17 protein-coding genes and 1 pseudogene are annotated in these 18,986 nt (G+C 68.0%); 12 read left to right on the forward strand and 6 right to left on the reverse strand.

All coding sequences use genetic code 11. The features are described from left to right. A partial coding sequence (locus AC07XS_RS07045) for a YDG domain-containing protein (protein ID WP_494732660.1) occupies positions 1–809 on the forward strand: 809 nt, incomplete at its 5' end. A 299-nt stretch (positions 810–1,108) separates the two neighbouring features. After that, positions 1,109–1,720, forward strand: a complete 612-nt coding sequence (locus AC07XS_RS07050) for a MarR family winged helix-turn-helix transcriptional regulator (RefSeq protein WP_182714171.1) — start codon at positions 1,109–1,111, stop codon at positions 1,718–1,720. 78 nt (positions 1,721–1,798) lie between these two features. Here the strand turns inward: AC07XS_RS07050 and AC07XS_RS07055 are convergent, their stop codons facing one another. Continuing rightward, on the reverse strand, positions 1,799–3,553 hold the full coding sequence (locus AC07XS_RS07055) for a methyl-accepting chemotaxis protein (protein ID WP_224762151.1): 1,755 nt from the start codon (positions 3,551–3,553) through the stop codon (positions 1,799–1,801). A gap of 300 nt (positions 3,554–3,853) precedes the next feature. Here AC07XS_RS07055 and AC07XS_RS07060 point away from each other — a divergent pair, with 300 nt between their 5' ends. The 4 genes from AC07XS_RS07060 (at position 3,854) to ligD (ending at position 8,765) form a co-directional block, all read left to right on the forward strand. After that, positions 3,854–5,356 carry a methyl-accepting chemotaxis protein gene (locus AC07XS_RS07060; RefSeq protein WP_182714170.1) on the forward strand — a complete coding sequence of 501 codons (1,503 nt, stop codon included), beginning with the start codon at positions 3,854–3,856 and terminating at the stop codon, positions 5,354–5,356. Positions 5,357–5,361: 5 nt separating this feature from the next. Beyond that, on the forward strand, positions 5,362–5,874 hold the full coding sequence (locus tag AC07XS_RS07065) for a chemotaxis protein CheW (RefSeq protein WP_054766834.1): 513 nt from the start codon (positions 5,362–5,364) through the stop codon (positions 5,872–5,874). Further along, complete coding sequence (locus tag AC07XS_RS07070) at positions 5,855–6,124, forward strand: hypothetical protein (RefSeq protein ID WP_054764773.1); 270 nt, start codon at positions 5,855–5,857, stop codon at positions 6,122–6,124. Before AC07XS_RS07065 ends, AC07XS_RS07070 begins: the two co-directional genes overlap by 20 nt. Before the next feature lie 82 nt (positions 6,125–6,206). Then, positions 6,207–8,765, forward strand: coding sequence for a DNA ligase D (gene ligD, locus AC07XS_RS07075; RefSeq protein WP_182714169.1), 2,559 nt, complete (start codon positions 6,207–6,209; stop codon positions 8,763–8,765). Between the two features lie 136 nt (positions 8,766–8,901). Here the strand turns inward: ligD and ku are convergent, their stop codons facing one another. After that, positions 8,902–9,747, reverse strand: coding sequence for a non-homologous end joining protein Ku (ku, locus tag AC07XS_RS07080; RefSeq protein ID WP_182714168.1), 846 nt, complete (start codon positions 9,745–9,747; stop codon positions 8,902–8,904). A 141-nt stretch (positions 9,748–9,888) separates the two neighbouring features. Here ku and AC07XS_RS07085 point away from each other — a divergent pair, with 141 nt between their 5' ends. Continuing rightward, the gene (locus tag AC07XS_RS07085; protein WP_182714167.1) at positions 9,889–10,635 is read left to right on the forward strand and encodes a cytochrome c oxidase assembly protein; all 747 of its coding nucleotides are present in this window, start codon (positions 9,889–9,891) and stop codon (positions 10,633–10,635) included. Next, positions 10,632–11,351 carry a cytochrome b gene (locus tag AC07XS_RS07090; protein ID WP_224761256.1) on the forward strand — a complete coding sequence of 240 codons (720 nt, stop codon included), beginning with the start codon at positions 10,632–10,634 and terminating at the stop codon, positions 11,349–11,351. The genes AC07XS_RS07085 and AC07XS_RS07090 overlap by 4 nt, the downstream gene beginning before the upstream one ends. Before the next feature lie 49 nt (positions 11,352–11,400). Here AC07XS_RS07090 and AC07XS_RS07095 read toward each other — a convergent pair. Then, positions 11,401–11,988, reverse strand: a pseudogene (locus AC07XS_RS07095) (c-type cytochrome); the annotation flags it as partial. A 96-nt stretch (positions 11,989–12,084) separates the two neighbouring features. On the opposite strand from AC07XS_RS07095, the gene AC07XS_RS07100 reads away from it, so the two are divergent. From AC07XS_RS07100 to AC07XS_RS07115, 4 genes are read left to right on the forward strand one after another with little or no spacing between them, the layout of a single operon-like run. Next, positions 12,085–12,489 (forward strand): c-type cytochrome, encoded by a 405-nt coding sequence (locus AC07XS_RS07100; RefSeq protein ID WP_054764778.1) that lies wholly within the window; start codon positions 12,085–12,087, stop codon positions 12,487–12,489. After that, on the forward strand, positions 12,479–13,456 hold the full coding sequence (coxB, locus tag AC07XS_RS07105; RefSeq protein WP_152949537.1) for a cytochrome c oxidase subunit II: 978 nt from the start codon (positions 12,479–12,481) through the stop codon (positions 13,454–13,456). The genes AC07XS_RS07100 and coxB overlap by 11 nt, the downstream gene beginning before the upstream one ends. Next, a complete protein-coding gene (locus AC07XS_RS07110; protein ID WP_182714165.1) occupies positions 13,453–16,005 on the forward strand; it encodes a cbb3-type cytochrome c oxidase subunit I in 2,553 nt (850 codons plus the stop codon). Before coxB ends, AC07XS_RS07110 begins: the two co-directional genes overlap by 4 nt. Before the next feature lie 34 nt (positions 16,006–16,039). Continuing rightward, positions 16,040–16,291, forward strand: a complete 252-nt coding sequence (locus tag AC07XS_RS07115) for a hypothetical protein (RefSeq protein WP_321208037.1) — start codon at positions 16,040–16,042, stop codon at positions 16,289–16,291. Positions 16,292–16,296: 5 nt separating this feature from the next. Here the strand turns inward: AC07XS_RS07115 and AC07XS_RS07120 are convergent, their stop codons facing one another. The 3 genes from AC07XS_RS07120 to AC07XS_RS07130 form a co-directional block, all read right to left on the reverse strand. After that, on the reverse strand, positions 16,297–16,620 hold the full coding sequence (locus AC07XS_RS07120) for a hypothetical protein (protein WP_182714164.1): 324 nt from the start codon (positions 16,618–16,620) through the stop codon (positions 16,297–16,299). Positions 16,621–16,681: 61 nt separating this feature from the next. Then, positions 16,682–17,512 (reverse strand): TIGR02587 family membrane protein, encoded by an 831-nt coding sequence (locus tag AC07XS_RS07125; RefSeq protein ID WP_182714163.1) that lies wholly within the window; start codon positions 17,510–17,512, stop codon positions 16,682–16,684. 46 nt (positions 17,513–17,558) lie between these two features. Next, a complete protein-coding gene (locus AC07XS_RS07130) occupies positions 17,559–18,959 on the reverse strand; it encodes a UDP-N-acetylmuramate--L-alanine ligase (RefSeq protein WP_182714162.1) in 1,401 nt (466 codons plus the stop codon). Between the last annotated feature and the right edge of the window lie 27 nt (positions 18,960–18,986).

The following is an 18,986-nucleotide window of genomic DNA, read 5'->3' on the forward strand; positions in this document are numbered from 1 at the left end:
GCACGACGGCGGGAACCTGGACCTTCGCCGACCGCAACGCCGGAACCGGCAAGACGGTGACGGTCAGCGGCGTCGGTCTGACGGGGGCGGATGCGGGCAACTACACCGTGACCATCCCCGCTACGGCCCTGGCCGACATCCTTCAGCGTGCGATCACCGCCAATGTGTCTGCGTCTAACAAGACCTATGACGGCACGACGGCGGCCGCGGGAACGGTGACATTGAACGGCGTGCTCGGCGGTGACAGCGTCGGCGCCACCGCCGGATCCTTCGCCTTCACCGACGCCAACGCCGGAACCGGCAAGACGGTGACGGTCAGCGGCGTCGGCCTGACCGGCGCCGATGCTGGCAACTATACTCTCACCGTGCCCGCATCGACTCTTGCGACCATCCTTCGACGGTCGATCACCGTGTCCGCCGACGCGGTTTCCAAAACCCAGGGCGCGCCGGATCCCGCGCTAACCTACGCCGTCACTACCGGCAGTCTTGTAACCGGCGATGCGCTGACCGGCGCGCTTACACGGTCCCTAGGCGAGGCGCCAGGCGCCTACGCCATCACCCAGGGAAGCCTTGCGGCCTCGGCGAACTACCAACTCACCTTCATCGGCAACAGCTTGACGATCACGGCGGTCCCGGTCGCTCCGACCACGCAAACAGCGACCGTTCAGGAAATCCAGGGTCTCGTCGCCTATCTCGCCTCGTATGAGACGCCAGGCAGCCGCGAGGGTGCATTGAGTGTCGTAGACGAGCGCGGCGACTGCAATGGCGACCGGGGGACAAGCGACTGCGCGATTGACCCAACACGCTGACCCTGACCGCTGAAGGTTATCCAGGTTCTGCGGGATGCCTAGTCTGTTATTTTTATAGCGTCTCATGAGCGGCGCCTGTGGTGACACCGTCATGTTGCGCGGCCTTGCGGTGGCGGCTTTAACCTGGGACAGGGTCTTGCCGATCGCCCATCATTCAGGCGTGGCCGGGCTTATCCCACGACAGCCTTAACTTGGCCCGACAATGTCTGTTGACGATTACATACCCCGCCCACTCGGGAAAATCCTTATTGCGTGCAGGGTACTTGGGTGAAACTGTCAGGCTAAGAAGGAAACCTGACATGCACGACGGCGCCCGACACGCCGAGCCAGAAGATCGACCCCTCGTCTGTGGCGATCCTGCGACCTGCGCAGGTCACCGCCCGGACGCGAACTGCGGCGACTGCGGCAAGGGCGACGCCGGCAACACCCTGGGGCTGACGGTTGCGATCCTGGCGCGGCGGTGGGCCGCCCACCTGGACGAGGTTTTGGCCGAAGCCGGCTTCGGCGTCGGCCAGTTGGCCGTGCTGACGCTGTTGCAGAACCGGCCTGCCGGCCTGACCCAGCGCGAGGCCGCCGACCTTTTGGCCGTGTCAGAGGCGGTCATGTCTACCCGCACGGCCGCCCTGCTGTCGGCGGGGTTGGTGAGCCGTCAGACCCTGATCGGCGACCGACGGGCGCATCTGTTGCAGATCACCGCCGAGGGACGGTCGGCCCATGACGTCTGGTCTAAGTGCCTGTCCTGCGTTCAGGAGCAGATTCTCGAGTCCGTCGGGGCCGAAGACTTGGCCGTGACCCAGAGAACGCTCGAAAAGATCGGCGCGGCGGTCGAACGGCTGTCTGAGCAGGAGGGGCGCAAGCTCAAGCCCGCCCCGCGTCGACGCCCGCCCGCTGCGTCCGGTCCCAGGGCCTGATCGGCTGAAAATCCAAGCGAGCGCTTGACTGACGCTTTGGCCGGAACCGCTGCGCGGCGCCGGCCAAACGATCGGGTTCTAGAACTCTTCCCAGTCCGCCTCGACGCTCTGGGCGGCGGCGGTCTGACGGCCGGCGACGGCGGCCAGCTTCACCGGCGCGGGACGGGGCGGCGAGGCGGGGCGAGCGGCGGCGAGCGGGGCGGCGGCGAGCAAGTTTGATCCGGCGCCCAGGCGGAACCGCCCGATCATCGAGGCGAGGTTCTCGGTCTCCTGGCGAAGCGAATGGGAGGCGGCTGTCGACTCCTCCACCATCGCCGCATTCTGCTGGGTGACCTGGTCCATCTGGTTCACGGCGGTGTTGACCTCGGCCAGGCCGGTCGACTGTTCGCGCGCCGAGGTGGCGATTTCGGTGATCAGGCCGTCGATCTCGGCGACCCGGTCCACGATGACGGCCAGGGCCTGGCTGGTTTCGCCGACCAGTTTCACCCCCTTGCCCACCTGACTGGTGCTGCCGGCGATCAGGCCCTTGATCTCTTTCGCCGCCTCAGCCGACCGCTGGGCCAGGGCTCTAACTTCAGACGCCACGACGGCGAAGCCGCGACCAGCCTCGCCCGCGCGCGCCGCCTCGACCCCGGCGTTCAGGGCCAAAAGATTGGTCTGGAAGGCGATTTCGTCGATGACGCCGATGATCTGGTTGATTTCGCCAGAGGAGCGCTCGATCTCGGCCATGGCGCCGATCGCTTCTTCCATGACGGCGCCGGACCGTTCGGCGTCGCCGCGCGCCCCGGCGGCGACGGTCGCGGCCTGCTGGGCGTTGGCGGCGCTGCGTTGGACGGTGGCGGTCAGCTGATCCAGAGCCGCGGCGGTCTCCTCCAGACTGGCGGCCTGCTGTTCGGTGCGGCGCGACAGGTCGTCGGAGGCCACGCCGATCTCGTCGGCGCCGGAACGGATGGCGCCCGCCGTCTCGCCGACGCTTTTCATCGTCGCCTGCAAGGCGTCGACGGCCGCGTTGAAGTCGGTTCTCAGCTTGTCCAGTTCCGGGATGAAGGCCGTGGTGATGCGGCGCTCCAGGTCGCCCTGGGCCAGGGCGGTCAGGGCGTCGCCGATCTGTTCCACCGCCTCGACTCGACGGGTCACGTCCACGGCGACCTTGACCACCTTGGCCACCTTGCCGTCCGGATTGACGATGGGGTTGTAGGAGCCCTGGATGATGACGGCCCCGCCGTCCTTGCGGACGCGCCGGAACTCGCCGGACTGGAACTGGCCGGACGACAGGGCGGCCCAGAACTGGCTGTACTCAGGACTGTCGCGATAGGCCGGCTCGGCGAAGATGGCGTGCTTGCGCCCGACGATCTCTTCTAACTGATAGCCCATGGCGTCCAGGAACAGGCGGTTGGCGTTGACGATGGTCCCGTCCAGGGTGAATTCGATCATGGCCTGAGATCGGCCGATGGCCTCGATCTGGGCCGCATAGTCCTCGCTGGCGAGCCGATAGCGGGCGTCCGCCCATTCCACGACGAAACCGGCGGCCTTGCCGCCCTGTTTCAGCGGCGTGACCAACAGGTCGAAGGCGCGACCCCCGACCCGGATGGTGGCCGAATGGGGTTCGCTCAAAGTCGCCAGCATCCGCCGCTGGTGGGCCGGGTTCTTGTGGAAGACGTCGATGTTGGAGCCGACCAGCCGATCAACGCTGAAGTTGGGCAGGTCTGACCGTAGCTCGGCTTCCGCCTCTTGCAGAAGATTGCGAACCGCCGGGTTCAGATAGGTGATGTTCAGGTCCTTGTCGGCCAACATGATGTTGGTGCGAAGAGCCTCTACAGCCGTTTCCAGCATGCCGCTCGCCGGCTTTTTCCCCTTGGCCCACATATCCGCTCTCGATGCTGCGGGCGTTCGTCGCCCTTTGGCTGCAGCGTTAGTGCTCACTCATTACTGGAAAGTGTACGGAATGTTTATCTGAACCCAACATCGCTGTGCTTTTCGGGGATACTAGTACTTTTACTTACAAACGAAGTTAAACTGGTAGTGGCATAGCGGCATCGACCAAGGTTGTAAAAGCTTCGGGCGCGAAGCATCGTATAGCGAAGCGGTAATGTGGGTCTGGGAAAAGGCGGCAAAGAAGAGAAAGCCACCCGAATGCGTAAGCTGTTCAATCGACCGCAGGCGGAAAGCGAGGAGCTCTTGGAGCTTCGCGCCATCGTCGCGGCCGTTCATTTGTCTCAGGCGGTGATCGAGTTCGATCTCGACGGCGTGGTGCTCGACGCCAACGCCAACTTCCTTGCGGTGCTCGGCTATGAACTGTCCGAGATCAAAGGCCGGCATCACCGGATGTTCGTCGATCCGGCCGAGGCCGGCTCGCCGGCCTATGCCGAGTTCTGGAAACGGCTGAACGCCGGGGAATTCGTCGCCGACAAGTTCGTCCGTTACGGCAAGAACGGCAAGCGGGCGGTGATCGAGGCGTCGTACAATCCGATCTTCGACGTCAACGGCAAGCCCTATAAGGTGGTCAAGTTCGCCATTGACGTCACCGCCGTCGAAGAGGAGCGCGAACGCCGCGCCGAGGCTGATCGTCAGGCGGCGGCCGTTCAGGCCATGGTGGTGCGAAATACGGGCCAGGGCCTGTCGGCCATGGCCTCGGGCGATCTGTCCTATCGGATCGAAGAGGATTTTCCGGGCGAGTACGCCGCTCTGCGCGAGAACTTCAACCGCGCCATGGCGGCGCTGGACCAGGCGATCGCCGTCATCGGCGGCAACGCCGAGACCATGCAGTCCGGCGCCAAGGAAATCAGTTCAGCGGCCGAAGATCTGTCCCGTCGCACTGAACGTCAGGCGGCCAGCCTGGAAGAGACGGCGGCCGCCCTGGATCAGATTACGGCCACCGTCCGCCGGACGGCCGAGAACGCCCAGGAGGCCGACAAGGTGGTCAGCCAGACCCGCGCCCAGGCCGAAACGGGCGGCGCCGTGGTCCAACGGGCGGTGGACGCCATGGGCGAGATCGAACGCTCGTCCGACCAGATCAGTCAGATTATCGGCGTCATCGACGAGATCGCCTTCCAGACCAACCTTCTGGCGCTTAACGCCGGAGTCGAGGCGGCGCGCGCCGGCGAGGCCGGGCGGGGCTTTGCGGTCGTGGCCTCAGAGGTGCGGGCCCTGGCTCAGCGGTCGGCGGACTCGGCCAAGGAGATCAAGACCCTGATCTCCGCCAGCGGCGCCCAGGTCAAATCCGGCGTCGTCCTGGTGCGTGAAACCGGCGAGGCCCTGACCGGCATCGCCGGCCGGATCGTCGAAGTCACTCAGCTGATGAGCGAGATTCGCGGATCGACCCAGGAACAGGCGGTCGGCCTGGCCGAGGTCAACACCGCCGTCAATGAAATGGACCAGGTGACCCAGCAGAATGCGGCCATGGTCGAGGAGTCGACGGCCGCCAGCGTGGCCCTGAGCCGCGAGGCCGCCGAACTGGCCCAGCTGGTCGGCCGGTTCACCACCAGCCAGGACGGCGGCTCCAGCCGACCTGCGCCGCTGCAAGAGGCCCATGGCCGGATCGCCGCCTTCGCGGCCGACCGCCCTGCGCCCCGACTGAAACTCGCCGCGGGCGGAGGCCGACAGGCCGCCGTTCACTCCGAATGGGAGGCCTTCTGATGTCCATGGCGCATACTCAAACCGACGCCTTTTCCGTCAACCGCGCCGGCGCCGGCCGTCGTGAGATGGTCGGCTTCCGGGTCGGGGACCAAGCCTTCTGCATCGACATCACCTCGGTGCTGGAGATCCGGGGCTGGACCCCCGCGACGCCCGTGCCCCAGTCGCCCCATTATATGAAGGGGGTGGTCAATCTGCGCGGCAGCGTCCTGCCGATCATCGATCTGGCCGCGCGTCTGGGCCTGCCGACGACTGAACCCTCAGCGCGTCACGCCATCATGGTCGCCAACTGCGGCGGGCGGACCGTGGGCCTGCTGGTCGAGGGAGTGTCCGACATCGTCCAACTGGACGACGCCGACCGCCAGGCGACGCCGGACATGGGCCATGGCCAGGGTGGGGTCGTCGCCGGAATCTTCGCGGTGGACGGCGCCATGCTCAGCCTGCTGGACCTGGACAATCTGCTGCCGCCGGACCGCAGCCGTCCCGCCGACGAGGCTTTCGATGCGATCGCCGCAGCTTGAGATCCCGGCCGCAGACGCCTCCTGGCCCCCGTACGGCGTGGCGGCCTGGCTGGCCGATGAGGTCGATGAGCGCGATCTGAGCCCTGTCATGCCGGACGGCTGCGACAGGGCCGGCATGGTCTCGGCCCTGCTTCAGATGGCCCTGTCGGTGTCTGAAGAGGGCGCGCCCTGGGCCGACGACGTCTGCGTCCTTCTTCTGTCGGGATGGGGCGCCTTGCAAGCCGCCGCTTCGGCCAACGAAACCGTCTGACGGTCGCCGGAGAGCCGGGTGATCGAATTCGCCCCATGCACGTTGTCGTCCGACCAGGGACGAAGACGGGCGAGGCGGCGACATGGCGAACGGATTGGAAGCCTATCGGGCCAAGCGCGACTTCACCCGCACCCCCGAACCGGCGGGAAAGACCAAGGCCGGACGCAAGGGCCGGCTGACCTATCTGATCCAGCGCCATGCGGCCACCCGGCTGCACTACGACTTCCGCATCGAACATGACGGGGTCCTGAAGTCCTGGGCCGTCACCAAGGCGCCGTCGCGCGATCCGGCGGTCAAACGACTGGCGGTGGAGGTGGAGGACCACCCCCTGGCCTATGGGACGTTCGAGGGGACCATTCCTTCCGGCAACTACGGCGCCGGGACCGTCCAACTGTGGGACCGCGGCGAATGGGAGCCGCAGGAGCCCGACATAGAGGCGGCGCTGAAGCGCGGCTCGCTGAAGATGATCCTGCACGGCGAGCGGCTGAGCGGCGGCTGGGCCCTGGTGCGGCTGAAGTCCGATCGCGGCAAACCGTCCAAACGCAACAACTGGCTGCTGATCAAGGAGAAGGACGAGGCGGCCGTGCCCGGCGAGGGCGACGCCAATATGGAGATCGACGCCTCCGTCGCCAGCGGCCGGAGCCTGGCCGAAATCGCCGATGGCAAGACCCAATGGACCGCCTCCCGCCCCGTGGCGCGCAAGGGCCCCAAGCCGCCGAAGGCCAAGCCGCGCGAAGCGGACCTGGCCCAGCCGCCCGCCTTCCAGCCGATCCAGCTGTGCAAGGTGGCGGACCATCCGCCTGGGGGCGCCGGCTGGGTGCATGAGATCAAGTTCGACGGCTATCGCATCCAGATCGCCGTCGGCGGCGGGCGTGCGCGGCTCTACACCCGTCGGGGCCATGACTGGACCGACCGCTTTCCCGAACTGGCGGCCGATGCGGCCCAGTGGCCCGACGGGGTGGTGGACGGCGAACTGTGCGCCCTGACCGAGGACCATACGCCGGACTTTTCCGCCCTTCAGGCCGCCATAGCCGACGGAAAGACCCAGGACCTGGTCTATTTCGTCTTCGACCTGCTGAAGGAGGGGCGGGACGATCTGACGGCCCTGCCGCTGTCGCACCGGAAGGCGCGGCTCCAGGCCCTGATCGACCGGATCCCGGCCAAGGCGCGGGGGAGGGTGCGCTATGTCGATCACTTCGCCTCCACCGGCCAGGCGGTTCTGGACAGCGCCTGCCGAATGGATCTGGAGGGGGTGATCTCCAAGACGCTGAACGCCCCCTATCAGCCGGGCCGGTCCTCGACCTGGGTCAAGTCCAAATGCCGGGGCAGGGATGAGGTCGTCATCGGCGGCTGGTCGTCGGAGGGCGGGACGCGCTTTCGCTCCCTCCTGGTCGGCGTGGCGGAGGAGGAGGGGGGGCTGCGCTACCTCGGCCGCGTCGGGACCGGCTATTCCGCCCCCCTGCTGAAGACCCTGCTGCCCGCGCTGAAGGCGGCGGCGGCCGAGACCTCGCCCTTCGTCGGCAAGGGGGCGCCGCGCGGCGGCAAGGACATCCACTGGCTGCGGCCGGTTCTGGTGGCCGAGCTGGAACACGGCGGCCTGACCGAAGGCGGCTCCCTGCGCCATGCGGCCTTCAAGGGGCTGCGCGAGGACAAGCGGGCTCAGGAGGTGGTCGATAAGCCGCAACCGCCGTCGTCGAAACAGGCGGAGAAGGCCGCGCCCGCGCCGCGCAGAACGGGCAAGGACAAGGTGATCGTCGCCGGCGTCACCCTGTCCAGCCCGGACAAGGTTCTGTGGCCCGCCGCCGGGGGGCGGCCGGCGATCACCAAGACGGATCTGGCCCGCTACTATGAACAGGCGGCCGAACGGATCCTGCCCCATGTCGCCGACCGGCCGGTGTCGATCATCCGCGCGCCCGACGGGATCGAGGGCGAGACCTTCTTCCAGCGCCACGCCATGCCGGGCTCGAACCCGCGGCTGAAGCTGATCGACGTGCATGAGCGCAAACCCTATGTCGCCGTGGTCGATGTCGGGGGGCTGGTCGCCGTCGCCCAGTCGGGCGGGCTTGAGCTGCACCCGTGGGGCTGTCGGCCCGGCGATCCGGAGACGCCCGAACAGGTCACCTTCGACCTCGATCCCGACGAGGGGTTGGATTTCGAAGCGGTCATCGCGGCGGCCAAGACGGTGCGAAAAACGCTGGAGGCCAAGGGGCTGAACCCCTTCGTCAAGACGACCGGCGGCAAGGGGCTGCACGTCGTGGTTCCGATCCGCTCGGACGGCCGCAGCCGGATCGAATGGGACCGATGCAAGGCCTTCGCCAAGGCCGTGGCCGAAGAGGTGCGCCGCGCCGATCCCGACCGGTTCACCACCACCCTGGCCAAGAAGGCGCGCGGCGGAAAGATCTTCATCGACTATCTGAGGAACGGTCGGATGGCGACGGCGGTCGCCCCCTGGTCGGTGCGGGCGCGGCCGGGCGCAGGCATCGCCTTTCCCCTGTCCTGGGGCCAGGTCAAGGCGGGCCTGGATCCCCGGGCCTTCACCCTTCACGACGCCCCGGCCCTGCTGAAGAAGTCCGATCCGTGGAAGGACTTCAGGGCCGGCGAGGTCAGCCTGCGGCCCGTGCTGAAGGCGATGGGGCTTTAGAGGGGCGGTTCTGGTGAGTATTGCTAGTGCTAGTGAGCAAGGCATGAGCAGTGGAAGTGTCCGCTGGTCCGCGCCCAGCCCACCTCTTGCTCACCAGCGCTAATCACTAGCACTAATCACTATAACCCCGACCCCATCACGCCGCCGTCTTGCGCGTCGCCGGCTTCTTCTTGGCGGGGGCCTTTTTCTTCGGCTTGGCGCCGGTCGCGGAGCCCTTGAGGCTGTTGCGCAGGGCCTCCATCAGATCGATCACATTGGTGTCGTCGGGCTCGGGCGCCTCGACCACCGACTTGCCGCCCTTCTGCTTGGCCTTGACCATCTCGCGCAGGGCCTCGTCATAGCGGTCCTTGAAGTCGGTCGGATCGAAGTCCGTCTCCTTCTGGGCGATGATCCGGCCGGCGATCTCGACCATGTCCTTGTCCGCCTTGACCGAGGGAATGTCGTCGAAATAGTCCTCGGCGGGCCGCACCTCGTCATGCGCCCGCAGGGAATAGGCCACCAGCCCCTTGCCGCGCACCTCCAGGGCCAGCTGCCGTTCCCGCCCGCGCAGGACCAGGGTCCCAATGGCGATCTTGCCCGCCGACTTCATCGCGTCGCGGATGACGGCGAAGGCCTCGGCCCCCACGCCCTTTTCGGGCACCACATAGAAGGGGTCGTCCCAGTACAGACGGTCGATCTCGTCCTCGTCCACGAAGCTGTCGATGCAGATGGTGCGGGTGGTCTCCAGCTTGACCTTGTCGAAGTCGGCGTCGTCGAACAGGACATATTCGTCCTTGGCCACCTCATAGCCCTTGACCAGATCCGACCGTTCGATCGGGCCGGTGTCGGGGTCGGTCGGCACCATGCGGATGCGGTTGTTGGTCTCGGGGTTGATCAGGTGGAAGCTGACGTGGGCGTTGGAGGCGGTGGCGGTGTAGAGGGCGACCGGACAGGTCACCAGCGACAGTTTCAAATGCCCCTGCCAGGTGGGTCTTGCGGCCATGATCGTCTCCTCGCCTCCGGTTCGGTGACCTAACGCCGCAGGGCTGCGGGCGTTTCCGCGCGGAACCGGCCGGCCTGTCGCACCTTTCCGATGTGAAGCTTGCAGCAAGGGCGGGCCCATGCAGCCGACCAGACGATCCTGATGAACCAGAGCCTGACCCCCGTCTTGGGCTGGACGCCCTATTGCGGCCCCGCGCCCGCCGCCGGCGACTGGCGCTGGAACCTGGACCCCGTGCTGCTGCTGGTCATGGCCGGGGCGACGGCCCTGATCCTGATGTGGACGCACGGCCGGTCGCGGGGCTTGGGCCTGGCCGCCATGGTCGTGCTGGGCGTCAGCTTCGTCTCGCCCCTTTGCGCCCTCAGCTCGGCCCTGTTTTCGGCCCGGACCGTGCACCACGTCCTGCTGGTCGCCGTGGCGGCGCCCCTGCTGGCCGAGATGCTGCCGAGACGGCGATACGGGTCTCTGGCCCTGGCGACCTTCGTCCAGGCGGCGGTGCTGTGGGTCTGGCATGCGCCCGCCGCCTATGGCGCCGCCCTGTCCAGCGACCTGGTCTATTGGATCATGCAGCTCAGCCTTCTGGCCTCCGCCGTCTGGTTCTGGGCGGCGGCGCGGGCCGCCAGCGCGCCTGCGGCCGTGGTCGGCCTGTTGGCGGCCATGCTGGCGATGGGGCTCTTGGGCGCGGTCCTGACCTTCGCCGGCCAGGCCGTCTATGCGCCCCACGCCTATACGACCCTGGCCTGGGGCCTGACCCCGCTGGAGGACCAGCAGGCGGCGGGGCTGATCATGTGGGCGCCGGCGGCGGGCCTCTATCTGCTGGCGGCCCTGTGGCGGCTGGGCCGGATGCTGGGGCCGGACCTTCCCGCCGAGGCCGGGGTGCGTCCGGCGTGATCGAAAAGCTCTTCACCCAACTGTTGGAATGGGCGGCGGGCCACCATGACCAGGGCCGCTATTCGCCGGTCGGCATCCTGTTTCACTGGGTCATGGCCGCCCTGGTGATCTTTCAGCTGGGCTGGGGCTGGTGGATGGGGCGTCAGCCGGTCGGCGGTCAGATGCTGGCCGCCTATGATCTGCATTTCGCCGTGGGCGTCCTGATGCTGATCCTGGTGATCGGACGGCTGTCCTGGCGGCTGCTGGCGCCGGACCTGATCAATGATGCGGACAAGCCGGGGTGGGAGAGCTGGGCCGCCCACGTCACCCACTATGTCTTCTACATCTGCCTGTTCGGCCTGCCCCTGTCGGGCTGGGCCATGATCTCGGCGACGGACCGGACGCGCGAACTGGAGACGCTGGGCTTCATTCCCTGGCCCCTGCTGCCCTTTCAGGACCTGTCGAACAGTCAGCTATGGGCGATCGAGGCGGCGGCGGAATGGATGCATTGGGGCCTGGTGGTCACCCTGCTGCTGATGATCCCCATCCACGCCGGGGCCGCCCTCAAGCACCATCTGATCGATCGGGACGACGTGTTTCACGCGATGCTGCCGGTCGTGCCGCTGCGTCGACGGAAGCGGACCCGGTGGCAGAGGCGCTGGCGGGCGCTGGAGAAGCAGGTTGCGCGGACAGCCAAAGCCCTATGGCGCGGACTTCTAGGTCCGAAAGCGGTTTGACGGCGGCGGCCATGACGCCGCGCGGATCGTTGCGGCGTTCGCCCGACTTCCACCGCTCCATCTGTTCGACCAGATAGGGGTAGGGCTGACCCGCGATCTGAGGATTGCCGCCCAGGCCGGTTCCTTCGCCGTTCAAGCCGTGACAGGCGGCGCAGGCCACCACCCCTCGCGCGGGATCGCCCCTCAGATAGACCAACGGCGCAGGGGCGGCGGCGTTCCGTTCCGTCGGCGGGATCGGCAGTGCGGCGTAATAGGCCGCCACCTCGCGTCGGCTTCTCTGATCCAAGGCCTTGGCGATGCGCGTCATCTGGTCGTCGGCCCTGAGGCCCGAGGCGTAGTCCTCCATCTGTTTCTGCAGATAGCCGACGTCCAGGCCCGCCAGGCGCGGCGCGGCGGCCCCGTCGCCGCCGCCGTCCAGGCCGTGACAGGTGAAACAGGCGTTGGCCGCACCGCCGGCGCCGCCGCTGAGGGCGATGACTTCGCCATTGGCCGAAAGAACGCGGTCGGTGTCGGTCGCCGCCGCCTCGCATCCGGCCAGCAGCATCAGGAGCATCAGAGGGGCAAGGGGCGCGCGCACCTGCATCCAACCCCCGCCTACGGCCCCGGTTCCGAAGGCGCCGCCCGACGGAGACGCCATGTCGCAGCCGGGGAACTTCCTCCTCCTGCGGGGATTGGTCTGGCGAAGCTTTCGAGGCCTGGCCCGAGGCGATTCAGGGCGGGGGACCGGGCGGCGATGAGATGGGGCGGACAGGGCGAGGCAGGGCGGACCGCCGCCGCGGCTCTGCTCGCGCTCGCCTCGGCGGGCCTCGGCGCCTGCGTCGACAAGGCGGATCAGCCCCGGCCGGTGGCCCAGGGCGATCCGGCGCGCGGCCTGGCGGTCATCGAGGCCGTCGGTTGCGCCGCCTGCCACACGATTCCCGGCGTCGCCTGGCCCGAAGGCCGCAGCGGCGGCGACCTGGCGGGCTTCGGGGCGCGCCCCTTCATCGCCGGGCGCCTGCCGAACCAGCCCGGCGTCCTGACCCGCTGGCTGATCGACGCGCCGTCCCTGGATCCCGGAACCGCCATGCCCCCCATGCCCCTGAACCACGCCCAAGCCCGCGACGTCGCGGCCTATCTGTATACGCTCGATGACGACTGAACCGACGCCGGGAACCGCGGGCTGGCCCCCGCCTGTGCTGGACCCGGCCGGCCCCTTCGCCGGGCCGATCGAGGTGGTGGCCTGGGTGCTGTTCGTCATGGCGGCGGTGGTGATGACCGTGGTGCTGATCGCCCTGGGGATCGCCCTGTTCGGCCCCCGGCGGTGGAAGCGGCGGGTCAGCGGCGAGCGTCTGGTCTGGATTGGCGGCCTGGCCTTTCCGATCGTGGTTCTGACCGGCCTTCTGATCTACGGCCTGACCACGACCGCGCGGGTCGCCGAGGCGCCGCGACCGGGCGAGATGCGGGTCCGCGTCACCGGCGAGATGTGGTGGTGGCGGGTCGCCTATCTGGACGACCAGGGGCGCGAAATCCTTCAGGACGCCAATGAGGTCCATATCCCCGCCGGTCAGCCCGTGGTGTTCGAGCTGGAAAGCGCCGACGTGATCCACAGCTTCTGGGTTCCGCGCCTGGGCGGCAAGACCGACATGATCCCCGGCCGGCGCAACTTCATGCGGCTGCAGGCCGATCAGCCGGGAACCTACGGCGGCCAGTGCGCCGAATACTGCGGCGGGCCCCATGCGCTGATGGGGCTGGTCGTGGTGGCCCATACGCCCCAGGAATTCGCCGCCTGGCGCGCGCGTCAGGCCGGGCCGGCCGTAGCCCTGGATGCGGCCGCGCCGACCGCCGCAATGATCGCGCGCGGCCGCGACGTCTTCGCCGCCTCCGGCTGCGGCGCCTGCCACACCATTCGGGGAACCGAGGCCAATGGTTTGGCCGGTCCCGACCTGACCCATGTCGGCTCCCGCCAGACGATCGGGGCGGGCATATTGCCGAACAATCAGGGCACTCTGGCGGGCTGGATCTCGGACAGCCAGGGCGTCAAGCCCGGCAACCGCATGCCCTCCTATCCGGTCCTGACGGGCCAGGACCTGCGCGCCGTCTCGGCCTATCTGGACAGTCTGAAATGAGTTCGGAAACCGGGTTCGATCCCGAACTCTATAAACGCTTGCCGAGCCGCGACCCCCGCCCCGAAGGCGAGCTGGAGCAGCTGGAACAGGTCTGGTGCGCGCCGCGAAAGCCGTGGGAATGGATCACCGCGATCAACAACAACTATATCGGCGTCTATTACGTCGGCGCGGCCATGCTGTTCTTCGTGCTGGCCGGGGTTCTGGCCCTGTTGATGCGGACCCAGCTGGCCCTGCCGATGACGGGCTTCTTGGCCCAGGAGACCTACAACCAGATCTTCACCATGCACGGCACGGTGATGATGTTCCTGTTCGCCGTGCCGGCGGTCGAGGCCCTGGGGGTGCTGCTGCTGCCCCAGATGTTGGGGGCGCGCGACCTGCCGTTCCCGCGTCTCAGCGCCTACGCCTTCTGGGCCTATCTGATCGGTGGATTGTGTTTCTTCTGCTCCCTCTTCTTCGGCCTGGCGCCGAACGGGGGCTGGTTCATGTATCCGCCCCTGACCTCCATGGCCTATTCGCCGGGGATCAACGCCGACTTCTGGCTCCTGGGCATCGGCTTCATCGAGATTTCGGCCATCGCCGGCGCCATCGAGATCATCGTCGGGGTCCTGAAGACGCGGGCGCCCGGCATGACCCTGGACAAGCTGCCGATCTTCGCCTGGGCCATGCTGATCTTCGCCTGCATGATCATCATCGCCTTCCCGTCGATCATCCTGTCGACCCTGCTGCTAGAGTTGGAGCGAGCGCTGGGCTGGCCCTTCTTCGACGCCGCGCGGGGCGGCGATCCGATGCTGTGGCAGCACCTGTTCTGGTTCTTCGGCCACCCGGAGGTCTACATCATCTTCCTGCCGGCGGCGGGCGCCATGTCCACCATCATCCCGGCCGTGGCCCAGACCCGGCTGGTGGGACACAGGCTGGTGGTCCTGGCCATGCTGGCGACGGGCTTCATCAGCTTCGGCGTCTGGGCCCACCACATGTTCACCACCGGCATGCCCCAGATCTCGATCAACTATTTCAGCGCCGCCTCCATGGCCGTCAGCGTGCCCGCAGGGGTTCAGGTCTTCGCCTGGATCGCCACCCTGGCGGCGGGGAAGATGCGGTTCAACACGCCCGGCCTGTTCGCCGTCGGGGGGCTGGTCATCTTCGTCATGGGCGGTCTGACCGGGGTCATGGTCGCCATGGTCCCCTTCGACTGGCAGGCCCACGACAGCTATTTCATCGTCGCCCATCTGCACTACGTCCTGATCGGCGGCATGGTGTTTCCGCTGTTCGCCGCCATCTACTATTGGACCCCCATGTCCAGCGCCCGGCCGCTCAGCGAACGGTGGGGCAGGTGGGTGTTCTGGCTGATGTTCGTCGGCCACAACGTGACCTTCCTGCCCATGCATCTGACCGGGCTGATGGGGATGCCGCGGCGGGTCTACACCTATCTGCCGGATCGGGGCTGGGACCTGCCCAATATGATCTCGACCGTCGGCGCCTTCCTGTTCGGCCTGGCGGTGCTGATCTGGGGGGTGGACATGATCCGCAACTTCCGCCCCTTCGGGCGACGCGAGGCGGGCAATGTCTTCAATGGGCCGGGGCTGGAGTGGCTGCCGGCCGGCCTCTATTCGCTGCGCTCCATTCCGGTGATCAAGAGCCTCTATCCCGGTTGGGAGCAGAAGGGGCTGGCCGAGGACGTCGAGGCCGGCCGCTATTTCCTGCCCGGCGCCCCGCGCGGCGAACGCGAGACCATCGTCACCAGCCCGCTGAACGCCGAACCCCAGTATCTGCTGCAAATCCCCCGGCCCTCCAGCTGGCACGTCTGGGGGGCGGTGTTTACGGCGGGCTTTTTCCTGATCCTGACCATCCAGGCCTATCTGGCTTCGGTGATCAGTGGAATTCTGGCCGTATATTGCATCCTCAAATGGTGCTGGAAGCTGGACCGGCCGGATCGGCGCGAGGGCGGGGCGGCTGTGGTGGACATCGGGGCGGGGGTGCGCCTGCCGACCTATGTCTCGGGTCCGACCGGCCACGGCTGGTGGGCCATGGTCATCACCCTGATCGTCGCCGGCATGGTCGCGGTCATGGCCGGCTTCTCCTATGTCTTTCTGTGGAGCCGCCGACCCGATCTGTGGCAGGCGCCGCCGGAAATGGGAACTCTGATCCAGGTCGTGGGCCTTTGCGCGGCGGCGGCGCTTCTGGCCTGGGCCTCCCTGCGAGCCCTGGCGCTGGATCGTCCCCGCAGTGGGGTGATCGCCGCCCTCCTGATGCTGCTGGCGGGCCTGGCGATCGGGGCGGGCTGGGCGGTCGAGGCGTCCGCCTGGTGGGGGGCGGGCCTGCGTCCCCAGGCCAGCGGCCAGGGGGCGACCGTCTTCGCCCTGATCGCCTGGCAGGGGCTGTTCGCGGCCATCTGCGCCATCATGGCGGTCTTCGCCCTGATGCGCTGGATCTTCGGCCTGCTGTCGGCCCGGAGACCGGCGACCTATCAGCTGATCGCCCTGTTCATCGGCTTTTCCGCCGCGCAAGGGGCGGGCGCCGCCCTGTTGACCCATCTGTTCCCGGGAGGCTGACATCGGACGCTGGCTGATCCTGACGGGCGGGCTGTTGATCTGGGCGGCCCATTTCCTGGGCGTCTATCTGATCTCGTCCACGGCGGACGTGGTGGCCACGGCCGAGGCGCCCCTGTGGCGCCTGATCGGCGGGGGATTCAGCCTGGCCTGTCTGGCGGGCGAGGCGGGGCTCGCCCTGTTGATCCTGAGGACCCGTCGGGGATTCGAGCCGGCCGTCGGCGTCGGCGGCTGTTTCATCGGCGGGGTCGGGGTGGTGTTTCAGACCCTGCCCCTGCTGCTGATCTGAGCCCTTCAGGGCGCCGACCAGCCCTTGACCGTCACCACCGCCGCGCGCGGATCGGCGTCGAACCGCATATAGGCGGTCGCATGGCCGCGGCCGGGCACATAGTCCAGGGTGGCGGTCGCCGTCTGGTCGCCCACCACGGCCTCGACATCGACCCCGGCGGCGGTTTCGTCGCCGTCATTGACCACCTTGATCGCGGCTACGTGGCCGTGGGCGGTGGTCTCGACCCTCTCGATCCGCGCGCTCAGGGTCGCCGGGGCGGCGGGGTGCACGGCCTCCCACACGATCACCCCGACGGCGGCCAGGGTCGCCACCCCGCCCAGAGCGGCCATGGCGGTCTGTAAAAGCGGGCGGGGCGGGGCGGCTTTTCGGCGCGTGGCTCGGTTCATCGGATCAGACCAGCAGACGGGCGGCGGCCGCGCCGATCGCGGCGGGAAAGCCCAGGACCGCCGTCGCCTGGACCACCCCGGCCAGAGAATGCCCTTCGATCCGCCCAAAGACGAACAGGGCGAACAGGCTGACCCCCAGGGCGATCGCGTAGCCGGGCAGGGTGAAGTGGAAGAAGGCGTGGGCCGGTCGATCCGCCTCTTCCTGACCGGCGAAGCCCGCGCGAAAAACGATGAGGTGCAGCAGCAGGATCGACACGGCCATCAGCCCCAGGACGTTGAGGGCGCCGGCCTTGTAGGCGATCAGGATCATTTCCTCGGTCGGGGCGACGTTCAGGGCGAAGAACAGGGCGCCGGCCGCCATCAGAAACAGCTCCCCGACATAGGAGGCCTGATCCTCCTGGGTCTCGCCGCCGTCCGCGTCGCCGCTCAGCTGGCGGCGGGCCAGCAGGGCGCCCATGGCGCCCGGAACGGCCTGAAGCGCAATCCTGCCCAGGGCTTCTCGCGGGGGATCGCCCCATCGGACCACGCCGAACAGGCTCAACAGCACGCCGGCGGTCAGGAAGCCGACCGCCAGGGCGACGGCCGTGTCCATCAGATCGTTCGCCAGCCCCCGCCGGTCGGAGAAGCCAGCATAATAGGCCAGGCCGTAAAGCAGGGGCAGGCCGGCGACGATGAAGGTCAGCAGCCGGCCCCGGTCCATGGCCACGCCCTGCTCCCACATCTCCATCGTCATCAGCAGGGGGATGCTGAACACCAGGGCGCCCCCGAACGCGCGGCCCAGGTCGCGCAGATAGGCGCGTTCTCGGCTCAGATCGATCAGGGCGGCGGCGCTCATCTTCCGGCAACGTCCGAAGCGGCGCCTTGGCTCCGAACGTCAGGCTTCAGCGCGCGCCCAGCCGCTCCAGCAGGTCGGCGGCGAAGCTGGACAGGGTGTCGTCGCGCGCTCCCATGACCAGGACGCGGTCGCCGGGTCGGGCCATTTCGACGATGCGGTCGCCGCAGGCCGCGCGGTCGGGCAGGGCCTCGGCCTGGCGGCCGGCCTCGCGCACCCCTTCAGCGACGGCCTCGCTGCCGACGCTGCGGTCGGTGGTTCCGCCGTAATAGACCGGCTCGGGCATCAGCAGGACGTCGTCTTCGCGCATCAGGCCGACGAAACCGTCGATGAACTCCCGCCGCATCAGTTTCAGGGGGCCGAAGCCGTGGGGCTGGAACAGGATCAGCAGGCGGCCGTCGAAGGCGTGCAGCGTCTTCAGCGTGGCGGCGATCTTGTCGGGGTTGTGGGCGAAGTCGTCGATGACGGTGACGGCGTTGACGGTCCCCACCACCTCCATTCGCCGCCGGATGCCGGCGAAGCTTTCCAGGGCCTTGACCGCCTCGGCCGTCGAGACGCCCAGGGCCTTGACCGCGCCGAGCGCCGCCAGGGCGTTGGCGACATTGTGGGCGCCGGGCACGTTCAGCCTGACGTCGAACTCGCTCCAGCCCTCGATCAGGCGGAACCGCATGCCGGTCGGCTGGGGCTGAAGATCGTGGGCGGACAGGTCGGCCGCCTCTTCGCCCAAAGCGAAGGTGATCGCCTTTCCGGGCGGTAATTCCTGCGCCAGGGCCGCCGTCTCGGGATTGTCCAGGTTCAGCACCGCCGTGGCCGCCCGCTGGACGAAGCCGCCGAACAGGTCGCGCAGCTCCTCCATCGACTTGTGGTCAAGCGAGATGTTGGAGACGACCGCCACGGTCGGGACGTAACGGGCGATCGAGCCGTCCGATTCATCGACCTCGGACACGAACAGATCCGACCCGCCGATCAGGGCGCTGGCGAACGGATGGTCGGCGTCGGCGAAATTCTTCATCACCGCCCCGTTCATGACGGTCGGATCGCGGCCGGTCTGGTGCAGGATCCAGGCGATCATGCCGGTGATGGTGGACTTGCCGCTGGTGCCCGCCACCCCGATCGAGGTGGGGGCGGCGTTGAACAGCTCGCTGAGCAGTTCGGGCCGGGTCTTGATCGCCGCCCCGACGCGGCGGGCCGCGCCGATGTCGGGCACCGTCTCCTCGACCGCGCCGGTGGCGACCACGATCTGATCGGGCCGGGTGACGCCCGATCCGTCCTGGGGGTGCAGGGTGACGCCGTGGGCGCGCAGCCAGTCGAACTTTTCAGGGGTGCGGCCCTGGTCCAGCGCCCGGTCCGAGCCTTCGATCCGGGCGCCCTGGGCCTGGACGATCAGGGCCAGGGGCAGCATGCCCGACCCGCCGATGCCGCAGAAGAAATAGGAGGCGTCTTGGTTCATGCCCCCTTAGAACAGGGGATCGGGCCG

Source organism: Brevundimonas sp. GW456-12-10-14-LB3 (genome assembly GCF_059424365.1).

What these genes read in the sequence shown, in the direction of transcription:
- AC07XS_RS07120 (WP_182714164.1), bottom strand. Translation starts at nt 16,620, where the DNA reads ATGGCCGCTCTGGGCGGGGTGGCGACCCTGGCCGCCGTCGGGGTGATC.
- AC07XS_RS07050 (WP_182714171.1), top strand. Translation starts at nt 1,109, where the DNA reads ATGCACGACGGCGCCCGACACGCCGAGCCAGAAGATCGACCCCTCGTC.
- coxB (WP_152949537.1), top strand. Translation starts at nt 12,479, where the DNA reads ATGACGACTGAACCGACGCCGGGAACCGCGGGCTGGCCCCCGCCTGTG.
- AC07XS_RS07065 (WP_054766834.1), top strand. Translation starts at nt 5,362, where the DNA reads ATGGCGCATACTCAAACCGACGCCTTTTCCGTCAACCGCGCCGGCGCC.
- ku (WP_182714168.1), bottom strand. Translation starts at nt 9,747, where the DNA reads ATGGCCGCAAGACCCACCTGGCAGGGGCATTTGAAACTGTCGCTGGTG.
- AC07XS_RS07130 (WP_182714162.1), bottom strand. Translation starts at nt 18,959, where the DNA reads ATGAACCAAGACGCCTCCTATTTCTTCTGCGGCATCGGCGGGTCGGGC.
- AC07XS_RS07100 (WP_054764778.1), top strand. Translation starts at nt 12,085, where the DNA reads ATGAGATGGGGCGGACAGGGCGAGGCAGGGCGGACCGCCGCCGCGGCT.
- AC07XS_RS07085 (WP_182714167.1), top strand. Translation starts at nt 9,889, where the DNA reads ATGAACCAGAGCCTGACCCCCGTCTTGGGCTGGACGCCCTATTGCGGC.
- AC07XS_RS07070 (WP_054764773.1), top strand. Translation starts at nt 5,855, where the DNA reads ATGCGATCGCCGCAGCTTGAGATCCCGGCCGCAGACGCCTCCTGGCCC.
- ligD (WP_182714169.1), top strand. Translation starts at nt 6,207, where the DNA reads ATGGCGAACGGATTGGAAGCCTATCGGGCCAAGCGCGACTTCACCCGC.
- AC07XS_RS07060 (WP_182714170.1), top strand. Translation starts at nt 3,854, where the DNA reads ATGCGTAAGCTGTTCAATCGACCGCAGGCGGAAAGCGAGGAGCTCTTG.
- AC07XS_RS07125 (WP_182714163.1), bottom strand. Translation starts at nt 17,512, where the DNA reads ATGAGCGCCGCCGCCCTGATCGATCTGAGCCGAGAACGCGCCTATCTG.
- AC07XS_RS07110 (WP_182714165.1), top strand. Translation starts at nt 13,453, where the DNA reads ATGAGTTCGGAAACCGGGTTCGATCCCGAACTCTATAAACGCTTGCCG.
- AC07XS_RS07055 (WP_224762151.1), bottom strand. Translation starts at nt 3,553, where the DNA reads ATGCTGGAAACGGCTGTAGAGGCTCTTCGCACCAACATCATGTTGGCC.